Here is a 17,432-nt window from a genome sequence, read left to right as displayed (position 1 = left end):
TCGGACGGAACGAGAAGGTGAACACCCGATGAGCATTCGGCGGCCGTGAGACGGCGTCACAGAACGGGCCGAGGTCAGCCCGGGGCGATGCGGTCGAGATCCACGATCGGCCGTAGGCCGGGACGGTTGCCATCGGAGAATTCCTCGTCCCGCGACTGCTCGTCCTCGTCCTCGACCTCGCCGGGCCGGCCGTCGACGAACGGCACCACCCGGTCGGTGATCGCCGTGTTGTATTCGGCGGGAGCCTGGATGGGATTGGCGTGACCGGTACGGTCGAGCTTCGACACCAGCAGCGTGCCGTCGACACCGCCGGACTGGTCGATCAGGATCCGGTGGCTGTACTCGACGTCGACGACGTTGTCGGACAGTGCGTTCCGGGGCCGGAGGAACACCACGGCGGGACGGATCTTGTCGTCGCGTTCGTCGGCGAGTGCCCGCAGGTTGTCGACCGCACCGGAGGCGACGATCGCCCGGAACTGCGATTCGATCAGTCCGTTGCTCGCGGCGTCGGTGGAGAAGATCTTGTCGTGGAGCACCTCGACCGCGACGTCGTGCAACTCTTCGGTGTCGATACGGCGGTACCACCGGTCCGAGGGAAGTACGAAACGGTCCATGCGGGCGACGACCTCGACGAGCATCCGCATACTGCGGCTCTCCCGCGCGCCGGGCAGCCAGCCGATCCAGCGCAACAGGTCCTCACCGGCGTCGCGCGCGTCGGCCCGCACGGCGTGCAGGTCGAGCGGCGTGCAGTCCAGGATCACGCCGGTCACCTCGAGATCGGTGTCCTGATACAGGTGCTGGGCGACCTCGAGGGCGATGATCCCACCCATGCTGTGCCCGGTGAGCACGATGTTCTCGATCCCGGACCACGCGGCACGCTCGCGGATCAGGCGGCTGACGACGGCGGTGTCGAGACCGCTGTTGTCGTACTCGACCGCCCACACCTGCCCGAGTTCGCTCAGTGCGGGCAGTGCCGTGGCGGTCTCGGTAGCGTCGAGGTTGCCCAGGCCCACCAGGTCGACGACCGCCGTGTCGCGGTCCTCCCGCGTCGCCGCGTCGTGGATCGGATGTAGCTGTGGCTGCGTGAGAGCGAGTCGCTCACGGACCGGCGCGACGTCCCATGCCCAGTACTGGGTGAACAGGGCGACGAGCGGGAGCGCCGCGACGGCGGTGCGCGCGAGGGCTCGTCGAAGCCGGCCGAACCGTACCCAGTGATGACCGGCGCGGGTATCGCGGAGACGTCGCCGCCGCCGACCGTCGTCCCAGTCGTCGGCGGTGCAGGGCGGTAGCCATGGTGCGTTCGACATGCACCACCGATGCTACCGACGTACTGTGCTCGGCTCAGGGTCCGTCGGCACGGGCCGGGATCAGCTCAGCCCCGTCAGCGGGGGTGCGGAGTTGTCGTCTCGCCACGCGATGGCTTCGCGCAGTTCGGTGAGGTCGTAGTCGGGACCACCGACACCCACCGTGAACTGCGTGATCCCGAGCTCCACATAGGACGGGGCCGCGTCGGCGCCGGGCCACGAGGTGGACCGTTCGATGTCCTCGGGTCGACGACCGGCCTCGGCGCAGCGCTGCGCGAGGATCTCGGATCTCTCGGCGTGGGTCTCCATCTCGCCGAAGCTGTGCCAGATGTCCGCGTACTTCGCGACCATCGGAAGCGTCTTCTTCGGGCCGCCGCCACCGATGAGGATGGGAATGTGCCGGGTGGGCTGCGGGTTCAGCTTGCCGAGGCGATTCACGATGCGGGGCATGTACTCGGCGAGCAGGTCGAGGCGGGAGCCCTTGGTGCCGAACTCGTAGCCGTACTCGTCGTAATCTCGTTCGACCCAGCCGGAGCCGATGCCGAGGATGAGACGACCGCCGCTGATGTGGTCGACGGTGCGGGCCATGTCGGCGAGCAGGTCGGGGTTGCGGTAGCCGCCACCGGTGACCAGTGCGCCGATCTCCACGCGCTCGGTCTGCTCCGCCCAGGCGCCGAGCATCGTCCAGCACTCGAAGTGGGCGCCGTCGGGGTTGCCGTAGAGCGGGTAGAAGTGGTCCCAGTTGAACACGATGTCGGCGCCTGCGTCCTCGGCGCGGAGCACGGTGTCGCGGATGACGCCGTAATCGGGTTGCTGCTGGGGCTGTAGTTGGAGTCCGATGCGAATGGGGCGCGTCATGGAGTCCAGGTTAAGAGAGTGTGTCTCATGTGGACGGCTTCTTGAAGCAAGTGAGTGCAGCACCGAGATGGAGGAACCCGACGAAATGTTCCCCGCCGGGCTCGATAGCGATCGGCGGACGAGGGGAACGCGCACGACGATGACCTCCAGCTCGGGCGCAGCCGGACGGCGGGCCGGGTCCGGGGCCATGTCGGCAGTTTCCCGCGCGTCCTTCTCCAGAGTCGCTGCGGTCTCGGCGAACTGGTCGAGGGCGGGATTCACGCCGACGAGTGTGAATCGCGTCCGATCACGGTGACGTCGCCACCCCACAGGTCGCCGAGGATTCGGACGAGGAACGCGGTGCTGTGATCCCCGCCGTCGCGCGGGGCGCCGGCGCCGTAAGAGCCGCCGCGGGTGATGACCTATGGCTGCCATCACTGCTACCGAAGCGAGAAGAAACTTCTTTCCGCTGGTCGAACAGGTCAACAAGGACCACACCCCTGTGGAAATCGTATCCAAGCGGGGCAATGCCGTCCTGATGTCGAAGGATGACTACGACGCCATGCTCGAGACCTCGTACCTGATGCAGTCTCCGGCCAACGCCCGACGACTGCTCGCCAGCATGCAGAGAGCTCGCGGAGGTGAACACACCGAAAGGGAACTCATCGAGTGAACATCACCTTCACCGACGAAGCCTGGGACGACTACCAGTTCTGGATCTCGACCGACAGAAAGCAGCTCGAGCGTGTCAACGAGCTGATCAGGGATTGCCAACGAGACCCGTACTCGGGGATCGGCAAACCCGAACGGCTCAGTCATGCCCTGTCAGGACTGTGGTCTCGACGTATCGACAAAGAACACCGCCTGGTCTACGAGGTCATCGACGGTGCCCTGGTCATCATCGCCGCCCGCTACCACTACTGACCCGATCCACGGTCCGACGACCGAATCCGGGCAGGATTATCACCTCTGACTGAGCAACCGCAGACACATCCTTGCCGATGGTCGGGGGGTTGCTTGCAGGTCAGCGACAGTCGACATGCACCGAGACATACACCCGGCCACTGTGCTCGCCGCTCCACTGGTCCGGACCTTCGACGGCCGCGGCGATGTCGAACTGGTCGGGTTCGGACCAGTCCACCGGCTCGGGGGCCGCGATCAATGCGGTGGTGTCGAGCTCGGCGGACGGGAACTGCTGGTCGGTGTTGCCCACCGTCAGTACCGGCGAGCCGCACGCAGCGCGGAGCAGATGGTCGATGGCCGATGTGCGCCACGCGGTCGCCGAGAACCGGATCGTGTCCTGAGCGAGTAAGTCCACTGCCTGCCCGACACCGACGACGTGCGCCGCGGCCATCTCCACCCCGGTGCTTATGCCGCTGTCGAGCAGCCACGCATGGAATATGGGTATGAGCCGCCGGTACTCGTCGACCGCGGTTCGGCGAGAGCGATCTGCGAGCGAGACCACCGTCCCCTGGTTCTTCTGCGCTCGCTTCTTGGCTTTCGCGGCGCGCTTCTGCCCGGCCGAACCTCTGCTCTTGTCGGACATGTGGCAGGACCTTTCATCGACGACCGGTTTCTGTCGCGCCCACCCGATGCATTCCTGCCTCGCACACGCGTGTCCGGCAGGCTTGTCGGCGGGCGATCGGTATCGGACACTGCTCGGTATGTATCGCCGAGCGAAAGGCCGCCGAACTTCGTGGACATGGTGATCGCCCGCAACCCGGACCCGGAATCACGGCTGCCGTTCCTACTGCGCCTGCCCCTGTCGGACGGACTGGTGTTTCGCACCTCCGACACCTGGCCGCGTACCAAAGCCCTGTTCTGCTATCCCGTTCCGGCCGACGAGTGGCCTGAGGACCCCGAGATCGTCGAGCAGGTTCGGTTGCGTTCGTGTGTGCGTCGCGGCGCCGCGATCGACGTGGTCCTGGACCGGGGACGGGAGAACCGGTCGCAGATCGTGTTCACCCAAGCTCGGGGGCGCGATGCCGTGTTCTGGCAATCCCCGCGCACTCGGAAGCAGGCACGTCCGAATGTGCGCACCCCCACCGCCCGAGCCGCCGGCATCGCCGAACTGACGATCGTCGTCGATTCCCACGAGCGTTACCCCTACAAATTCCCCGGGCAGCAGGTCGACACCGTCCGCCGTGCGCTGGCGTGCGGAGACTACGGTCTGCTCGTCGACGACCGGTTGGTCGCCTCGGTCGAACGCAAGTCGTTGGCCGACCTGGTAGGCAGCCTGACCAGCGGGAGGCTGCGTTTCGCGATGGCCGAGCTCGCTGCCCTGCCCCGCGCCGCAGTGGTGGTCGAAGACCGTTACTCGGCGGTGTTCAAGTTCGAACGGGTCCGGCCGGCGATGATCGCGGACGGTCTCGCCGAGCTGCAGGTCCGCTACCCCGGTGTGCCGATCGTGTTCTGCGAGACTCGTCAGCTCGCCGAGGAGTGGACCTACCGCTATCTCGCCGCCGCGCACGAGTGGACCGGCGTCGAGGACGCGGCGTGTGACCGCATCACACCGCAGCACAAGGACGCTCCCACCGCGGAACCGTCCACCGCCGACGTACGCGCGTGGGCCCGCGGCGAGGGCATGAAGGTCCCCGATCGTGGCCGGCTCCGTCCCCAGGTGTGGGCGGCCTGGCGCAACGCTCACGCCTCGGGGTGAGGCTGAACGCCGCAGCAGCCGATGCCACGTCCTGCCGTTTCGTGCGGAAGGCGCGGCGACTGCCACGCGCGCTCGATAGACCGCGCCCCATCCAGCGGTTCGACGCCACGCCGTGCTGAGCACGGCGATCACGTCATCGTCGAGCATGATTACTGAATCGTCCCTGATTTCATCGAGGGTGAGCCAGGCATCCCGGAAGGATCACCCCAGACTCATCATGGCGAACTACAAATACCCTCAGGAACTGGCGTGAGCGAGCGACCCGACTCGCCGTCGAAGCCCGCCGTGACCCCGACACCCGCACCGGCGCGCCATCAACCGGATCGCCGAGCAGACCGGCGTCCACAAGGAAGCCCTGCGGACCTGGGTGCGCAAAGCCGAAGACGACGAGCTCCCGACCGAGCCGGTCGATGCCGAAGCGCGCATCCGCCGTCCGGAGAAAGAGAACCGCGAACTACGGCAGTTGATGGAGATACTTCGCTCTGCCACAGTGTTTTTCGCGAAGGCGGAGTTCGTCCCCCGCAAGTGGGAGGTGGCCCCACGCCGACTGAAGTAATCGCCTGTGTTCATCGACGAACACCAACACCGCTGGGGGATCGAACCGATCTGTCGCGTTCTGTCGGAGAACACCGGCCGGGAAGACGTCGAAGCGGCCACCGTGCAATGGGTGCATTGGTTCGATACCGAACGGGTCCACGGCATACTCGACTACCGCACCCCGACCGAGATCGAGACCGCCTACTACGCACAACCACCGGCCGCACCTGCGGCCTGAGGACTGAACACACGCTCAGCCTCAACAAGACTCGGGACTTGACGATCCAGTGGAACAACCCGACCCGAGTGGTCGGACGATCAGCCATGCCAGCAGAGCGATCGTTACCGCACAACCATATTCACAGCAACGCGCTCAGCTGATCGGTGCATTCGGGCTAAGGAAACATCTCGTATCGTCGCCCGAGTTCCCGCAGGAAGGACTCGAGAACGAGGTCGAAGCTCTCGGCATCGATCTCGGCGGCGTACTCGCGAAGCCGATGCGCCTGCGACAGATGCGGATACCGCTCGTTGTAGGTGTCGATGTGATCGTCGAATCCGCCCGCGAACGAGGTGATCGCGGAACCGATGACGATGTACTTGATCGAGGCTCCGATCATCGTCGCGAAGCGGGGCGCCCAGCCGGCGCGGGTGAGGCCGCCGTGGATGGCGTCGGACGCCTGGAGGGAGACGGGCCGCGTGCCGGGACTCGAGGCGAGGAAGGGCACCATATTCGGGTGCGCGGCGAGCGCGTCGCGGTAGGTGCGAGCCCAGCGTCGGAGCGCTTCCTGCCAGTCGTCCTCGGCGAACCCGCTGACATCGACCGATTCACCGATGGCGTCGGCGATGTCGTCGAGCAGTTCTTCCTTGGTGGCGTAGTGGCTGTACAGCGACGGGGCGCGAACACCCAGTTCGGCGGCGATCCGACGCATCGAGACGGCGTCGAGGCCGTGCTCGTCGACGAGTCGTAGCGTGACGTCGCGGATGAGCTCACGGCTGAGCAGAGGCGTGCGCGGGCGCGCCATCCATCGTCCTCCTTCCGGCCCGGCCTGGACGAGCTAACAATGTAAGGTTAGTTTGGAATCGCGAGAAGCGCTACGGCGCCGGCATCCCTGGAAGGTCCCTCCATGAACCTGAAGCTCACCGAGGAGGAGCGTGCGTTCCGCGACGAACTGCGCACCTTCTTCACCACCGAGATCCCCGCCGAAGTGCGTGCGAAGACCGCCTCCGGCACTCCGCTGGGCAAGGACGACTACGTCGCCGTCCAGCGCATCCTGCATTCGCGCGGCCTCGCCGTTCCCAACTGGCCCGTCGAATGGGGCGGTCAGGACTGGACGCCGATGCAGCGCAACATCTGGCTCAGCGAGCTGCAGCTCGCGTCGGTGCCCGACCCGCTGCCGTTCAACGCGTCCATGATCGGGCCGGTCATCGCGCAGTTCGGCTCGCAGGAGATGAAGGAACGCTTCCTCCCCGCCACCGCCAACCTCGACATCTGGTGGTGCCAGGGCTTCTCCGAGCCCGAGGCCGGCTCCGACCTCGCGTCCCTCAAGACCCGCGCCGTCCGCGACGGTGACGACTACATCGTCAACGGTCAGAAGACGTGGACGACGCTCGCGCAGCACGCCGACTGGATCTTCTGCCTCGTCCGCACCGATCCGAACGCGAAGAAGCAGGCCGGCATCTCGATGCTGCTCTTCCCGATGGACACCCCGGGCGTCACCCTCCGTCCGATCAAACTGATCGACGGCAGCTACGAGGTCAACGAGGTCTTCTTCGAAGACGTGCGCGTTCCCGCCGAGAACCTCGTCGGCGAGGAGAACACCGGCTGGACGCAGGCGAAGTTCCTGCTCGGCAACGAGCGCACCGGCATCGCCCGGGTCGGCGCCACCAAGGTCAAGCTCGCGCGGGCGAAGTCCCTCGCGGCCGCGACCCGCTACGGCAGCGGCTCGCTGCTCGACGACCCGATCTTCGCGGCACGCCTGGCCGAACTCGAGAACGAGCTGCTCGCTCTCGAGCTCACCCAGCTACGCGTCGTCGCCGGCTCGGCCGACGGCAAGCCCAACCCGGCATCGTCGCTGCTCAAGATGCGCGGCTCCGAGCTGCAGCAGGCCGCGACCGAACTGCTCGTCGACATCGCCGGCCCCGATTCGCTGCCCGCCGGCGAGGCCGGTATCGACTCGCCCGACTGGGCGCAGCTGACGATGCCGACCTACCTCAACAACCGCAAGGTCACCATCTACGGCGGGGCGAACGAGGGTCAGCGTTCGATCATCGCTTCCTCGATTCTCGGACTGTGAGGCCCCGGACATGAACTTCGAACTCGACACCGAACAGGACATGCTCCGCGCGACCGTCCGCGACCTGCTCTCCGGCGCGTACGACGTCGAGTCGCGCAACCGGGTGGCCGAAGGTGACCTGGGCTGGAACCGCGACGTATGGAAGCAACTCGGCGAACTCGGCGTGCTCGGCCTGCCCTTCGCGGAGGAGCACGGCGGCATGGGAGCCGGACCGGTGGAGGTCATGGCCGTCATGACCGAGATCGGCCGCGCGCTCGCACCCGAGCCCGTGCTCGACTGCGTCTACCTGCCCGGCCGGCTCGTCGCCGAGGTCGGCACCGACGCGCAGCGCTCCGACATCCTGCCGCAACTGTCCGAGGGCACCGTGCTCCTCGCGTTCGCGCACGACGAGCCGGGCAGCCGCTGGCCGCACACCGAGGTGGCCACCACCGCGGCGCGCGACGGCGACTCCTGGACCGTCTCCGGTCGCAAGAATCCTGTGCTGCACGGTGATTGCGCCGACACCTTCATCGTCTCCGCGAAGCTCCCGGAGGGTGGCGTCGGACTGTTCGTCGTCGACGCATCGGCGGACGGTCTGGCCCGCACGCCGTACCGCACCCACGACGAGCGTCGCGGTGCGCAACTCGTGCTCGACGATGTTGCGGCGACCCCGCTCGGTGAGGCGGCCGACGCGTCCGCCGCCATCACCGCGGCGCAGGTGCACGCGCAGGCGGCACTGTGCGCCGAGGCGGTCGGTGCCCTCGACTCCTCGGTGCAGCTGACCACGAGCTACCTCAAGCAGCGCAAGCAGTTCGGTGTGCCGCTGTCGATGTTCCAGGCGCTCACCCACCGTGCGGCCGACATGTACGTGCTGTACGAGCTGGCGTCGAGCATGAGCCTGTACGCGACCATGGCCCTCGCCGACGGCATCGTCGACCCGACCATCGCCTCGCGCGCCAAGCTGCAGGTCGGCCGGTCCGCTCGGAAGATCGGCCAGGAGTCCGTGCAGATGCACGGCGGCATCGGTGTCACGGCCGAGCACTCCATCGGCCACTACCTGAGCCGCCTGACCGCGATCGAGCACACCCTCGGCACCATGGACGATCACCTGCGGGTGCTCGCCGGCGGTGTGAAGGACTACGAGCTCGTGGAGATCGCCGGAATGTGACCGATCGGGCTCACTCCCGGGGCAGCAGTGTCCCCAGCGGACCGAGATCGATGTTGAGATCCTCGGGGGTGAGCCCGAAATGGTCGCGCAGTTCGCCCATGCGCTGCTCGAGCAGCATCAGTGTCGTGCCGAGCCGTTCGATCTGCTCGTCGCTGAGATCCCCTGCATCCATGCGGTGCAGGGCCTGACGCTCCATCAGCTGCCGGAGCAGTTCGACGAGCGTGAGCACCAGCGTCACCAGACCCCGCTCCACGGATTCGGGATCGGCGTCGATACGCGACGGGAAGTTCACCGGCTCGCTCACGAACCCTCCCGGGCCCCACGGGGAACGGGGACGTCGACCCCGGGCAGCGACAGGGTACTGATCGACGAGATCAACGCGCGTAACGAGATCCGCACCAGATCGATATTCGCGATCGACAGTGTGATGTCGCCGGTGATGACCACGCCGCCCGACAGCACCCGATCCAGCAGATCGATCAGAGCGATCCGCCGTTCCTCGTCCACCGATCCGTCGGCGTATCTCACGGCGAGATCCGTTCTGCTCCAGCGAACGAGTAGGGCGGCCACGGGCCGCTCGTCTCGAGCCTGATCCCCGGATTCAGGGACCCGAGTTCCTCCACCTCGGAATAGAATTCGTCCGCCCTGTCGTCGTCGACGAGATATGTCCCGTTGAGCAGCATCCACTCCTGGCTGCCGCTCAGTGCCGGATCGGTCGGCGCGCTCCGGCGACCCGCGGCCGACACACGCAGCAACCGATCGTGGATATCGGCGGCGCGTTCGGCCGCATCGCGTTCGATGCTCTCCTGCGCCGCCAGTTGCGCGCGGCGACGCAGCAGATAGGCCGTGCCCCTGCCGGAACCCGCACCCTCCGCATGCGCTTCCGCGGCGGCCGCGGTCAGCGCCTTGCGATCGGCGAACGCCTTGACCCCCCATTCGGTACGACCGGTCACGAGGGCGAGCGCAGACGCGAACTGCTCCCGGTGCTCGGTGAGCAGGGCCCGGACCCGTTCGTCGTCGAGGCAGACGGTCGCGAGTCGAAGGGGTACCACGGAGAAGTGCCGTGCCAATCCGGCGACGACCGAATCATGGGCGCGGGCCACTCTTTCCAGCCAGTCCAGGTCCTCGAGATTGCGAGCCAGTGCGGCCTCGCCGAAATCGTCCAGGGGCACCGTTCCGACCACGGCGGTCAGTCCGCCCTCCTGCACCGTGCGGACCTGCTCGCCGGCGACGCCGGAGGCGCCCTCGGTCTCGTGGCCGACGAGCGTCCCGTCGGTCACGGCGTACATCCAGGTCCCGGTCGTGTCAGTCACGGTTCTCCTCGTCCACGATCTCCGCCGGTTCCGACTCCAGTTCCTCCGCTCGGGCCTCGAGTGCGGCCAACCGTTCGCGAAGCTGCCGGTTCTCCAATTCGAGTTCCACCCGGCTCGAATCGACCTCGGGTGCGCGAGCCTTGCTCGTCAACCACGGATCGCTCTCCCACCAGTCGATCCCGACGGCCTTGGCCGTCTCGAGCGATGCGATGACGAGGCGGAGCTTGATCGTGAGCAGTTCGATGTCGAGCAGATTCACCTGGATGTCGCCGGCGATGACCAACCCCTTGTCCAGGACACGTTCGAGGATGTCGCCGAGATTGGTCGACCGTCCTCCACCCCCGTAGGGCTGCGGCGACGACATGCCGCCTCCCCCACCGACCACCGTCATGACCCGGTCCTTGCGCCGATGTCGCTGCTGCCGCGTCCGTAACGCCGGGTCCGCCGGTACGCGAGCAGATCACCGTCCAGATCGACCTCCACCTCGTAGAGCGCGAGCATGTCGGCCGACGACGGAATCCGCCTGTCTTCCACGACCTCCACCTCGACGACCCATCCGTCCTCGGTGGGTTCGACGGAGGTGACCCCCTGAGCTTCCTTCGAGGTCAGTTCCTTCAGATGTGTGAGGGCCGCCGATGCGGCCTCGGCCGCCGAGATCGCGGGCGGGCCGGTGTCCTGCGCCACGGGATCACTCCTTTCCCCCGGCGGGGCCGGAGCCGCCCCGGGAGATCATGCGGTTCAGCACGGCCTGCTGCGCCTCGTCCTTCTCCTCGGGGGTCAGCTCACCCGCCTCCGCCGCTTCCTCGATCTGCTCGAGTTCGCGCCGCACGTTGGCGGGATCGTGCAGTTGCTGTTCGACCTGCTCCTGGATGATCTCTCGGAGCCACATCACTCCCCTGACGGGAGCGAGGGGCAGCGTGAGCAGGGAGGTCAGCAGACCCATCGTCAACCTCCTTCGCCGGGGTCGGATTTCGCCACGAAGTCGTAGGCCGCCATCGGGCCGAGCAACGAGATCTCGACCCGGTCCTCCCATTCCCGACCCAGTTCCTGCAGGGCCTGTTCGAGTTCGTCCTGCCGCTCGAGTTCGACGAGGACGGCGATGTGCACGGCATCCTGCTCGTGCGTGGGTTGCCGCTCGTTGACCATCGGGTCGAGCGACGACAGGGCCTCGACCGTGCGGCGCGTGTCCTCGTTCCGTTTGGCCTCGATCGCCGCGTTGATGATTTCCCCGAGCGCCATTCGCGCCTCGCGGGTCGCGTCCTCGGACTGCCCACGGATCTGCTCCCGCAACTGCGCCGCCTCGGAGTTCTCCTCGAGGATCTCCTGCAGGATCGCCCTCTCGTCGTACCGTCCCTTCACGACGAACTGTGCGAGACCGTCGAGTTGGTCGAGGGCCGAGGCGAGTTCGTCCTCGTTCCCCTCGAGCAATTCCGCGGCCACCGCGTCGCGGTCGGTGAGGACGGCACCGAATCTCAGCGGGAGCACGGGGGCGACCGTCACGGTCCCGTCGAGCAACGCGGCGTGCGCCTCGAGATCGTCCGGTGTGCCGAGAGCGCGATCGGTCGGGATCTCGCTCACCAGTGCAGCGATGCGACCGGACTTGACCACCGACACCTCGGCCGGCGGATTGCCCACCCCTTCCGCATGCTCCTCCGGTTCCACATCCGACGGGACGATGCCGTAGACGTAGACCGCAGTGGTCGTGGCGGTTTCGTCGCTGTCGCCCTGCTCGGGTCGTTCGGTCTGTTCGGTGGACATCAGTCCTCACCCCTGCGTGATCGTCGAGCGGGCTGCCGCTGCTCCTGGACGTCCCCGAGGAACTCGCTGACTTTCTCCCCCGCAGCCTCGAGCGCGCCCTTCGTCTTGTGCTTGGAACCGCCGGAGGTGATGTCGCCGACGAGATCCGGAAGGCCCTTCGGCTCGTTGTCGGAGATCTCGAGCCGGTTCACCGCTTCCGCGAAACGCAGATAGGTGTCGACACTGGCCACGACGACGCGGGCGTCGATGGTGAGCAGTTCGATACCGACGAGCGAGACACGCACGAACGCGTCGATGACGAGGCCTTTGTCGAGGATGGTGTCGATGACGTCGGCGAGGCCGGACGAGTTGGGACGGGCCATACCGCCCCCGCCGCCTCCACCGCCGCCCCCTGCAGGTTGGATGGTCATGACCGGGATCCTCTCGAGCGGGACGAGCGCGTACCGGTGCTCTTCGTCGCCCGGGTCCGCTTGGCGGGCGCACGTTTCCGAGGCGGTTCGGGCTCTTCCTCTTCGTCGTCGGGTTCTTCGTCGGAGGACTCGTCCTCCTCGGGATACTCGTCCTCGAGATCCTCCTCGTCCTCGGCCGACTCCTCGTCGCCTTCGTCCTCGGACGGCTCACTCTCCTCGAAATCCTCGTCCTCGTCGCGGATCTCGTCCTCGTCACCGGAGGCGTCGGTCTCCAACTCCTCGCCGTTCTCGCCGGTGTCCTCCTGCTCCTCTTCCTCCCGGCGCGCGGTCTCGTCGTCCTTGACGACCTCGCTGTCGCGGATCTCGCCGTGCCAGCCGACGACGTCGTCGGGATGCAACACGGCTTCGGTCATGACGTGGCGCCGGAAGTGCTTCAGTTCCAGGCGTGACCGGCGACCCACCGCCCGCCACAGATTCGCGGTGCGCTCGAGCAGGCCCCGGGGGTGGTACTCGAGCACCAGGAGTATCCGGGTGAGATCCGGTGTGAGTTCATGGAAGGTCACCGCGCCGTCGATGTAACCTTTTCCTCCCTTGGAACGCCACACGATCCGTTCGAACGGCACCTGTTCGAGGATCGTGGACTCCCAGTTCCGACGCGACCAGAAAACCTTGCCCGTCCAATGGAGTTTCTCGTCCTGGACCTGCTCGACCTGTTCGACCTTCTTCATGAACTTCGGCCAGTCGGCGAATTGCGTCCACAGGTCGTAGGCCAGATCGACCGGCACCCCCACGTCGATGCTCTCGACGATGTTGGTGAGCTTGATCTTCTTGTTGCCGCCGCCGCCCCCCTTGCCCCCGCCGGTGACGGCCTCCTTGACGTCCTCGAACTTGTCCTTCGCCGTGTTCTTCAGATTCTCGAACCCCGAGCTCGCCGCCGCCTTCAGCGGCGACTCGCCCTGAGCGAGCTTGTCGACGCCGGTGAGCGCACTGGCCAGATTTCCGCCTTTGCCCTCGGAGTAATCCTGTAATCGTCCCGCCGTGCCGGTGACCCTGTCCGACAGGCTCGACAACGCATTCTGCGCGACGGTTCCTGCGAGGCCCTGCAACGACTGCTGCAGACCGCCGGTCAGTCCGCCCGTGGCCTCCCCCGCCGTGTCCGAGGCGGTGCGGCCCGCCTTACCGGCGGTATCGGTCGCGGTCTTCCCGGCCTTGCCCACCGCGTCGGCGACTCCGCCCGATACATCGCTCAACCTGGCCATCGCTCTCACCCCTTCGTTCGACGTACGGGCCCACGACCGGAGGAGGAGGACGACGCAGTGCTACGCGCTGCGCGCTTGCGCGGCTTCGGAGGTGCCTCCTCCGAGTCGTCCGGATCTTCGCTGTCGGCCGTCTTCTTGCTGCGGGACGTCCGCGGACGGGATGTGGCGCGGGCTTCACGGCGCCGCGGTGCGGGACGCTCGGGTTCCGGCTCCTCTTCGTCGCCCGAATCCTCCTCGCCCGAATCCTCTTCGTCGGAACCCTCTTCGTCCGTCTCGTCGTAATCCGGCTCCTCGTCCCGATTCCGGCTGCCGCGACGCCTGCTGCCGCGACTTTCCTCCTCGTCGCGTGATTCGTCGTATTCGTCCTCGTATTCGGCATCCTCGGGTTCCTCCGATCGCCCGCCACCGCTCGCACGGGACTGCAGACGTTCGTTGAGGGCGTCGATCCGGTTGCTGGCCGCGGTCACGGCAGCGGCAGGAGCCGCATGCACGAGTTCTCCGCGAACGGATTCGGTGATCTTGTTGATCTCGGGAGACGAGCCGAGCATCGAGGCGCTGCGCTGCAGGAGTTCCTGCGGATTGCTGGGCAGTTTGCCGGTCATTCCGGCACCGGCGAGCATCATGGTCACCCGCATCTTCTTGATACGGCCGAGGAAATATCCGATGCCCACACCGAGGGCGACTCGTGCTGCGGGTTTCATCACCGTTCTCCTTCGTATGCCGCGCGTCGTGTGGCGTGCTCGGAAGGGGTCGGGGAGGTCTCGGTACGGTACGCAGCCGATGCGAGTCTTTGTGTGATGTAAACGACAGTACGTCGCTCGAGGCCTTGATTCGCGTGCTTCGTCGGCATGCGGATTCCGGAGTGAACGACGGGCTCGAAAAGTACCAATCAGTATGTTGTGCAGCAGGATACGAGGCTTGCTACAGATCTCGACCGGCCGTCCGCAGGCATGCCGAAGAAAGGTTCTCGAGCCGGTAAGGATTCCGGAAACCGGAGGTTATCGCCGCGGATGCACCGGGGTGGCGATCCCTGTCGCCTGCAAAGCGAATGCTGCTTCCGGACCGATTATTTCGCCGACGAGTGCGAGGAAGCGGTCGACGAAGGCCGGCCCGTGGGCCCCTTCGGTGGCGTCGTCTGGATCCTGCGGATCGAGATGGTGCGCGAGTTCGTGCAACACCACCATCTCGCGGAACGCCCACGCGGTGTTCACCCGGTGTTCGGGAAGAGCGATCGTCGCGCAGTCGCGTTCGTAGTGTGCGGCCGCGTTGCCCGCACGGGCCCGCACGCGCACCGGCACGGCGGCGCGTTCCCACCGGGTGCGTACCCAGTCGAGGGCGAGCACGGCGTCGATGTAGTCCTGGACCGAGGCGATGGAGGCGAACCGTCTCTCCACCGGGAGCGTGACGTGGGAACCGGCTACCTCGACGGTCCGCAGACCGCGCTCGTCGGCGCGGTCGAGCATCTTCCGTACGATGGACTCCGCTTCGTACACAGCGGTTCTGCGGGTGTCGCGCACCTTGGTCACCGTTCCAGCCTCCTCGGAGCCGACGGCAGTTCGGGTGCCGTTCCCAGCCGGGCCGCGCGTCCGGCGCGGTCGCCCGCGCGCCGGGCATCGGCCGAGCGCGCCGACGGGGCCCGGTTTCCCCGCCAACTGCCCCGTGCCTGCGACGTACTGCGGTAGAAGTCCTGCAGTTCCAGACTCTTCCCACGCAACACCAACGCCGTACCGGGCGCGGATGTTTCCACCTCGCGTTCGATCTCTTGCTTCGCCTCGGCCAGCCGGGCGCCGATGCGGGCGGCAAACGCCGACTGGAAGTTCAGCCGGGCCGTCACCGCGGCAACGGGCTTGCGCACGCGTGTGCGCACACGGCGGCCACCGCGTTCCTCGACGACGGTGCGCACCGTGGTCTCGTTCCGGTAGGTGCCCTCGCGCAGATATGCGTCGGACGCCCGCACCATCTGCACGAGCAGGGAGGAGTACAGCGCCTCGCACACGTCGATGTCGTCGGCGAAGCCGTAGGCGTAGATGACGGTGGAGTTCGCGGTGATGTCGCACTGCACGTCGTTGGCCCCGGCGATCGCGATGAACAACTGGGCGTAGGTGCGCAGTCCCTTCTTGCCCGTCTCGCCGATGGTGATCAGTCGCTGCACGGGAGTTGCGCGGCGTTCCTTCGCCGCCGTGTGACTGCGCGCGACCGCCAGATCGATCGAGGAGGACGTCGCGAGCCGCTGCGCCGCGGCGAGGAAGGCGTCGGCCTCGTGAGGGTTGTCGGTGGACTCCGCCTGGCGGAGCAACCCGCCGATACGACTCAACATCTTGTCCGAACTCACCCAGCGAGCGTAGAGCTTGGCACCGACTCCGCCCACGAGACCGGGAACACGCACGAAGTTCCTGCGAAACCACCCGCGACCCACCAAGATCGTGCAGATGGACACTGCGGTCGATTTCGTCACCGATATCAACGACACGTTCTGGTATGCGGTGATCGCACTGCTCATCGGTTCGGGCCTGTACTACACGATCCGGTCCCGGTTCATCCAGATCCGGCTCCTGCCCGACATGCTGCGTTCCATCGTGGAGAAACCCGAGAGACAACCCAACGGAGAACCCGGCCTGTCCGCCTTCCGGGCCTTCTCCGTCTCGGCGGCCTCCCGCGTGGGAACGGGCAACGTCGCCGGTGTCGCGATCGCGATCAGCCTCGGTGGTCCCGGCGCGGTGTTCTGGATGTGGGCGATGGCCCTGGTCGGTGCAGCGACCGCTTTCCTCGAGTCCACGCTCGCCCAGCTGTACAAGGTGCGCGACGAGGACGGCAGCTTCCGCGGTGGCCCCGCCTACTACATGCAGTACGGGCTGCGGAAACGCTGGATGGGCATGATCTTCGCGGTCATCATCACGATCACCTACGGATTCGTGTTCAACGCGGTGCAGACCAACTCGATCGTCGACGCCGTCTCGAGTTCCGTCGGCGAGAAGACCATGGCACTCCAGGTGATCGTGGGGCTGGCCGTCGCCCTCATCGTCGGCGCGGTGATCTTCGGCGGAATCCGCCGCATCTCCGGCGTCTCCCAGATCGTCGTGCCGGTCCTGGCGTTCGTCTACCTGGTCATCGGCATCATCGTCGTGGTCCTCAACATCGGCGAGGTTCCGACCATGTTCCGCCTCATCGTCGAGAACGCCTTCGGTCTCGAGGAGGTCATCGGTGGTGGCTTCGGCGCTGCCTTCATGAACGGCATCCGCCGAGGTCTCTTCTCGAACGAGGCCGGCATGGGCTCGGCGCCCAACGCCGGCGCCGCCGCCGCGGTTTCCCACCCGGTCAAGCAGGGCCTGGTCCAGAGCCTCGGCGTCTACTTCGACACCCTGCTGGTCTGCTCGATCACGGCTTTCATCATCCTGCTGTCGGAACCCGAATTCGGCAGCGGTCTCGAGGGCGCCGCTCTGACGCAGAACGCGCTCGCGCTGCAACTCGGTGACTGGACGGTGCACTTCCTCGCCGTGCTGATCTTCTTCCTCGCGTTCACCTCGGTGATCGGCAACTACTACTACAGCGAATCCAACATGGAGTTCCTCACCGGATCGCGCCGCATTCTGCCCTACCTGCGCTCGGCGGTCGTGCTGTGCGTCTTCCTCGGGGCCGTCGGCTCGCTGCCGCTGGTGTGGGCGCTGGCCGACCTCGCCATGGGAATCATGGCCACCGTCAACCTCATCGCCCTGATCCCGCTGTCGGGTATCGCCTACGCGTTGTTCCATCACTACAGCGCGCAACGCAAGCAGGGTCGCGACCCCGTCTTCCGCGCCGGTGACGTCCCGGGCCTCCGCGGAATCCAGGTGTGGAACGACGACGACGTCACGCCGGTCGAGAGCCGATCGAGCGACGCACGGTAGATTCCCCTACCGCACGAGCGTGTACCGCTT

Annotated in this window: 23 protein-coding genes; 7 read left to right on the top strand and 16 right to left on the bottom strand. The window is 66.7% G+C overall.

From position 1 onward, the window contains the following. Positions 1–74 precede the first annotated feature (74 nt). Both IM25_RS06125 and IM25_RS06120 read right to left on the bottom strand, forming a co-directional pair. Complete coding sequence (locus IM25_RS06125; protein ID WP_019290511.1) at positions 75–1,307, bottom strand: alpha/beta fold hydrolase; 1,233 nt, start codon at positions 1,305–1,307, stop codon at positions 75–77. Positions 1,308–1,367: 60 nt separating this feature from the next. After that, positions 1,368–2,162 carry an LLM class F420-dependent oxidoreductase gene (locus IM25_RS06120; RefSeq protein WP_065995867.1) on the bottom strand — a complete coding sequence of 265 codons (795 nt, stop codon included), beginning with the start codon at positions 2,160–2,162 and terminating at the stop codon, positions 1,368–1,370. Between the two features lie 403 nt (positions 2,163–2,565). On the opposite strand from IM25_RS06120, the gene IM25_RS06115 reads away from it, so the two are divergent. Together IM25_RS06115 and IM25_RS06110 are read left to right on the top strand one after the other, a co-directional pair. Further along, positions 2,566–2,814, top strand: coding sequence for a type II toxin-antitoxin system Phd/YefM family antitoxin (locus tag IM25_RS06115; protein ID WP_033098482.1), 249 nt, complete (start codon positions 2,566–2,568; stop codon positions 2,812–2,814). Then, positions 2,811–3,065: a Txe/YoeB family addiction module toxin gene (locus IM25_RS06110; RefSeq protein ID WP_033098481.1), complete on the top strand. Its 255-nt coding sequence runs from the start codon at positions 2,811–2,813 to the stop codon at positions 3,063–3,065. The genes IM25_RS06115 and IM25_RS06110 overlap by 4 nt, the downstream gene beginning before the upstream one ends. 100 nt (positions 3,066–3,165) lie before the next feature. Here the strand turns inward: IM25_RS06110 and IM25_RS26380 are convergent, their stop codons facing one another. Further along, positions 3,166–3,687 carry a hypothetical protein gene (locus IM25_RS26380; protein ID WP_198162539.1) on the bottom strand — a complete coding sequence of 174 codons (522 nt, stop codon included), beginning with the start codon at positions 3,685–3,687 and terminating at the stop codon, positions 3,166–3,168. 156 nt (positions 3,688–3,843) lie between these two features. Here IM25_RS26380 and IM25_RS06100 point away from each other — a divergent pair, with 156 nt between their 5' ends. Next, positions 3,844–4,800 (top strand): ERCC4 domain-containing protein, encoded by a 957-nt coding sequence (locus tag IM25_RS06100; protein ID WP_019290518.1) that lies wholly within the window; start codon positions 3,844–3,846, stop codon positions 4,798–4,800. 313 nt (positions 4,801–5,113) lie between these two features. Beyond that, positions 5,114–5,356 (top strand): transposase, encoded by a 243-nt coding sequence (locus IM25_RS06095; protein ID WP_082331778.1) that lies wholly within the window; start codon positions 5,114–5,116, stop codon positions 5,354–5,356. 376 nt (positions 5,357–5,732) lie between these two features. Here the strand turns inward: IM25_RS06095 and IM25_RS06085 are convergent, their stop codons facing one another. Beyond that, the gene (locus IM25_RS06085) at positions 5,733–6,359 is read right to left on the bottom strand and encodes a TetR/AcrR family transcriptional regulator (protein ID WP_065995866.1); all 627 of its coding nucleotides are present in this window, start codon (positions 6,357–6,359) and stop codon (positions 5,733–5,735) included. Between the two features lie 102 nt (positions 6,360–6,461). Here IM25_RS06085 and IM25_RS06080 point away from each other — a divergent pair, with 102 nt between their 5' ends. Together IM25_RS06080 and IM25_RS06075 are read left to right on the top strand one after the other, a co-directional pair. Continuing rightward, positions 6,462–7,631: an acyl-CoA dehydrogenase family protein gene (locus IM25_RS06080; RefSeq protein ID WP_065995865.1), complete on the top strand. Its 1,170-nt coding sequence runs from the start codon at positions 6,462–6,464 to the stop codon at positions 7,629–7,631. 10 nt (positions 7,632–7,641) lie between these two features. After that, a complete protein-coding gene (locus IM25_RS06075) occupies positions 7,642–8,778 on the top strand; it encodes an acyl-CoA dehydrogenase family protein (protein WP_065995864.1) in 1,137 nt (378 codons plus the stop codon). 10 nt (positions 8,779–8,788) lie between these two features. On the opposite strand, the gene IM25_RS06070 is transcribed toward IM25_RS06075, so the two are convergent. From IM25_RS06070 to IM25_RS06015, 12 genes are all read right to left on the bottom strand, one after another. Next, entirely contained in the window at positions 8,789–9,082 is a 294-nt protein-coding gene (locus tag IM25_RS06070) for a gas vesicle protein K (protein ID WP_016693994.1), read from the bottom strand. Further along, on the bottom strand, positions 9,079–9,306 hold the full coding sequence (locus IM25_RS06065) for a gas vesicle protein (RefSeq protein WP_033098480.1): 228 nt from the start codon (positions 9,304–9,306) through the stop codon (positions 9,079–9,081). The genes IM25_RS06070 and IM25_RS06065 overlap by 4 nt, the downstream gene beginning before the upstream one ends. After that, positions 9,303–10,091, bottom strand: coding sequence for a GvpL/GvpF family gas vesicle protein (locus IM25_RS06060; protein WP_033098479.1), 789 nt, complete (start codon positions 10,089–10,091; stop codon positions 9,303–9,305). The genes IM25_RS06065 and IM25_RS06060 overlap by 4 nt, the downstream gene beginning before the upstream one ends. Continuing rightward, positions 10,084–10,482, bottom strand: a complete 399-nt coding sequence (gvpJ, locus tag IM25_RS06055) for a gas vesicle protein GvpJ (protein WP_033098478.1) — start codon at positions 10,480–10,482, stop codon at positions 10,084–10,086. The genes IM25_RS06060 and gvpJ (IM25_RS06055) overlap by 8 nt, the downstream gene beginning before the upstream one ends. Then, a complete protein-coding gene (gene gvpO, locus IM25_RS06050) occupies positions 10,479–10,775 on the bottom strand; it encodes a gas vesicle protein GvpO (protein WP_019290524.1) in 297 nt (98 codons plus the stop codon). Before gvpO ends, gvpJ (IM25_RS06055) begins: the two co-directional genes overlap by 4 nt. 4 nt (positions 10,776–10,779) lie before the next feature. Further along, positions 10,780–11,034, bottom strand: coding sequence for a gas vesicle protein GvpG (locus IM25_RS06045; RefSeq protein WP_065995863.1), 255 nt, complete (start codon positions 11,032–11,034; stop codon positions 10,780–10,782). A 2-nt stretch (positions 11,035–11,036) separates the two neighbouring features. Further along, entirely contained in the window at positions 11,037–11,849 is an 813-nt protein-coding gene (locus tag IM25_RS06040; protein WP_033098477.1) for a GvpL/GvpF family gas vesicle protein, read from the bottom strand. Next, positions 11,849–12,259 (bottom strand): gas vesicle protein GvpJ, encoded by a 411-nt coding sequence (gvpJ, locus tag IM25_RS06035; protein ID WP_024102484.1) that lies wholly within the window; start codon positions 12,257–12,259, stop codon positions 11,849–11,851. Before gvpJ (IM25_RS06035) ends, IM25_RS06040 begins: the two co-directional genes overlap by 1 nt. Beyond that, the gene (locus IM25_RS06030; RefSeq protein WP_065995862.1) at positions 12,256–13,518 is read right to left on the bottom strand and encodes an SRPBCC family protein; all 1,263 of its coding nucleotides are present in this window, start codon (positions 13,516–13,518) and stop codon (positions 12,256–12,258) included. Before IM25_RS06030 ends, gvpJ (IM25_RS06035) begins: the two co-directional genes overlap by 4 nt. Positions 13,519–13,523: 5 nt before the next feature. Continuing rightward, complete coding sequence (locus IM25_RS06025; protein ID WP_065995861.1) at positions 13,524–14,219, bottom strand: hypothetical protein; 696 nt, start codon at positions 14,217–14,219, stop codon at positions 13,524–13,526. 297 nt (positions 14,220–14,516) lie between these two features. Further along, positions 14,517–15,044: a TIGR04338 family metallohydrolase gene (locus tag IM25_RS06020; RefSeq protein WP_019290529.1), complete on the bottom strand. Its 528-nt coding sequence runs from the start codon at positions 15,042–15,044 to the stop codon at positions 14,517–14,519. Further along, the gene (locus IM25_RS06015) at positions 15,041–15,850 is read right to left on the bottom strand and encodes a DUF2786 domain-containing protein (RefSeq protein ID WP_033098495.1); all 810 of its coding nucleotides are present in this window, start codon (positions 15,848–15,850) and stop codon (positions 15,041–15,043) included. Before IM25_RS06015 ends, IM25_RS06020 begins: the two co-directional genes overlap by 4 nt. 97 nt (positions 15,851–15,947) lie before the next feature. Here IM25_RS06015 and IM25_RS06010 point away from each other — a divergent pair, with 97 nt between their 5' ends. Then, positions 15,948–17,402, top strand: a complete 1,455-nt coding sequence (locus IM25_RS06010; RefSeq protein ID WP_033098474.1) for an alanine/glycine:cation symporter family protein — start codon at positions 15,948–15,950, stop codon at positions 17,400–17,402. Positions 17,403–17,432 lie beyond the last annotated feature (30 nt).

The sequence above is a fragment of the Rhodococcus sp. p52 genome (genome assembly GCF_000763325.2).
Classification (GTDB): domain Bacteria; phylum Actinomycetota; class Actinomycetes; order Mycobacteriales; family Mycobacteriaceae; genus Rhodococcus; species Rhodococcus pyridinivorans.
The sequence above is the reverse complement of the archived record's forward strand: the minus strand, read 5'-3'. Positions and strand labels throughout refer to the sequence as shown.

Coding starts and splice junctions, on each gene's coding strand:
- IM25_RS06125 (WP_019290511.1), bottom strand. CDS start 1,307: ATGTCGAACGCACCATGGCTACCGCCCTGCACCGCCGACGACTGGGAC.
- IM25_RS06030 (WP_065995862.1), bottom strand. CDS start 13,518: ATGGCCAGGTTGAGCGATGTATCGGGCGGAGTCGCCGACGCGGTGGGC.
- IM25_RS06080 (WP_065995865.1), top strand. CDS start 6,462: ATGAACCTGAAGCTCACCGAGGAGGAGCGTGCGTTCCGCGACGAACTG.
- IM25_RS06075 (WP_065995864.1), top strand. CDS start 7,642: ATGAACTTCGAACTCGACACCGAACAGGACATGCTCCGCGCGACCGTC.
- gvpJ (WP_033098478.1), bottom strand. CDS start 10,482: ATGACGGTGGTCGGTGGGGGAGGCGGCATGTCGTCGCCGCAGCCCTAC.
- IM25_RS26380 (WP_198162539.1), bottom strand. CDS start 3,687: ATGTCCGACAAGAGCAGAGGTTCGGCCGGGCAGAAGCGCGCCGCGAAA.
- IM25_RS06085 (WP_065995866.1), bottom strand. CDS start 6,359: ATGGCGCGCCCGCGCACGCCTCTGCTCAGCCGTGAGCTCATCCGCGAC.
- IM25_RS06025 (WP_065995861.1), bottom strand. CDS start 14,219: ATGAAACCCGCAGCACGAGTCGCCCTCGGTGTGGGCATCGGATATTTC.
- IM25_RS06120 (WP_065995867.1), bottom strand. CDS start 2,162: ATGACGCGCCCCATTCGCATCGGACTCCAACTACAGCCCCAGCAGCAA.
- IM25_RS06040 (WP_033098477.1), bottom strand. CDS start 11,849: ATGTCCACCGAACAGACCGAACGACCCGAGCAGGGCGACAGCGACGAA.
- IM25_RS06010 (WP_033098474.1), top strand. CDS start 15,948: ATGGACACTGCGGTCGATTTCGTCACCGATATCAACGACACGTTCTGG.
- IM25_RS06100 (WP_019290518.1), top strand. CDS start 3,844: ATGGTGATCGCCCGCAACCCGGACCCGGAATCACGGCTGCCGTTCCTA.
- gvpJ (WP_024102484.1), bottom strand. CDS start 12,259: ATGACCATCCAACCTGCAGGGGGCGGCGGTGGAGGCGGCGGGGGCGGT.
- IM25_RS06115 (WP_033098482.1), top strand. CDS start 2,566: ATGGCTGCCATCACTGCTACCGAAGCGAGAAGAAACTTCTTTCCGCTG.
- IM25_RS06045 (WP_065995863.1), bottom strand. CDS start 11,034: ATGGGTCTGCTGACCTCCCTGCTCACGCTGCCCCTCGCTCCCGTCAGG.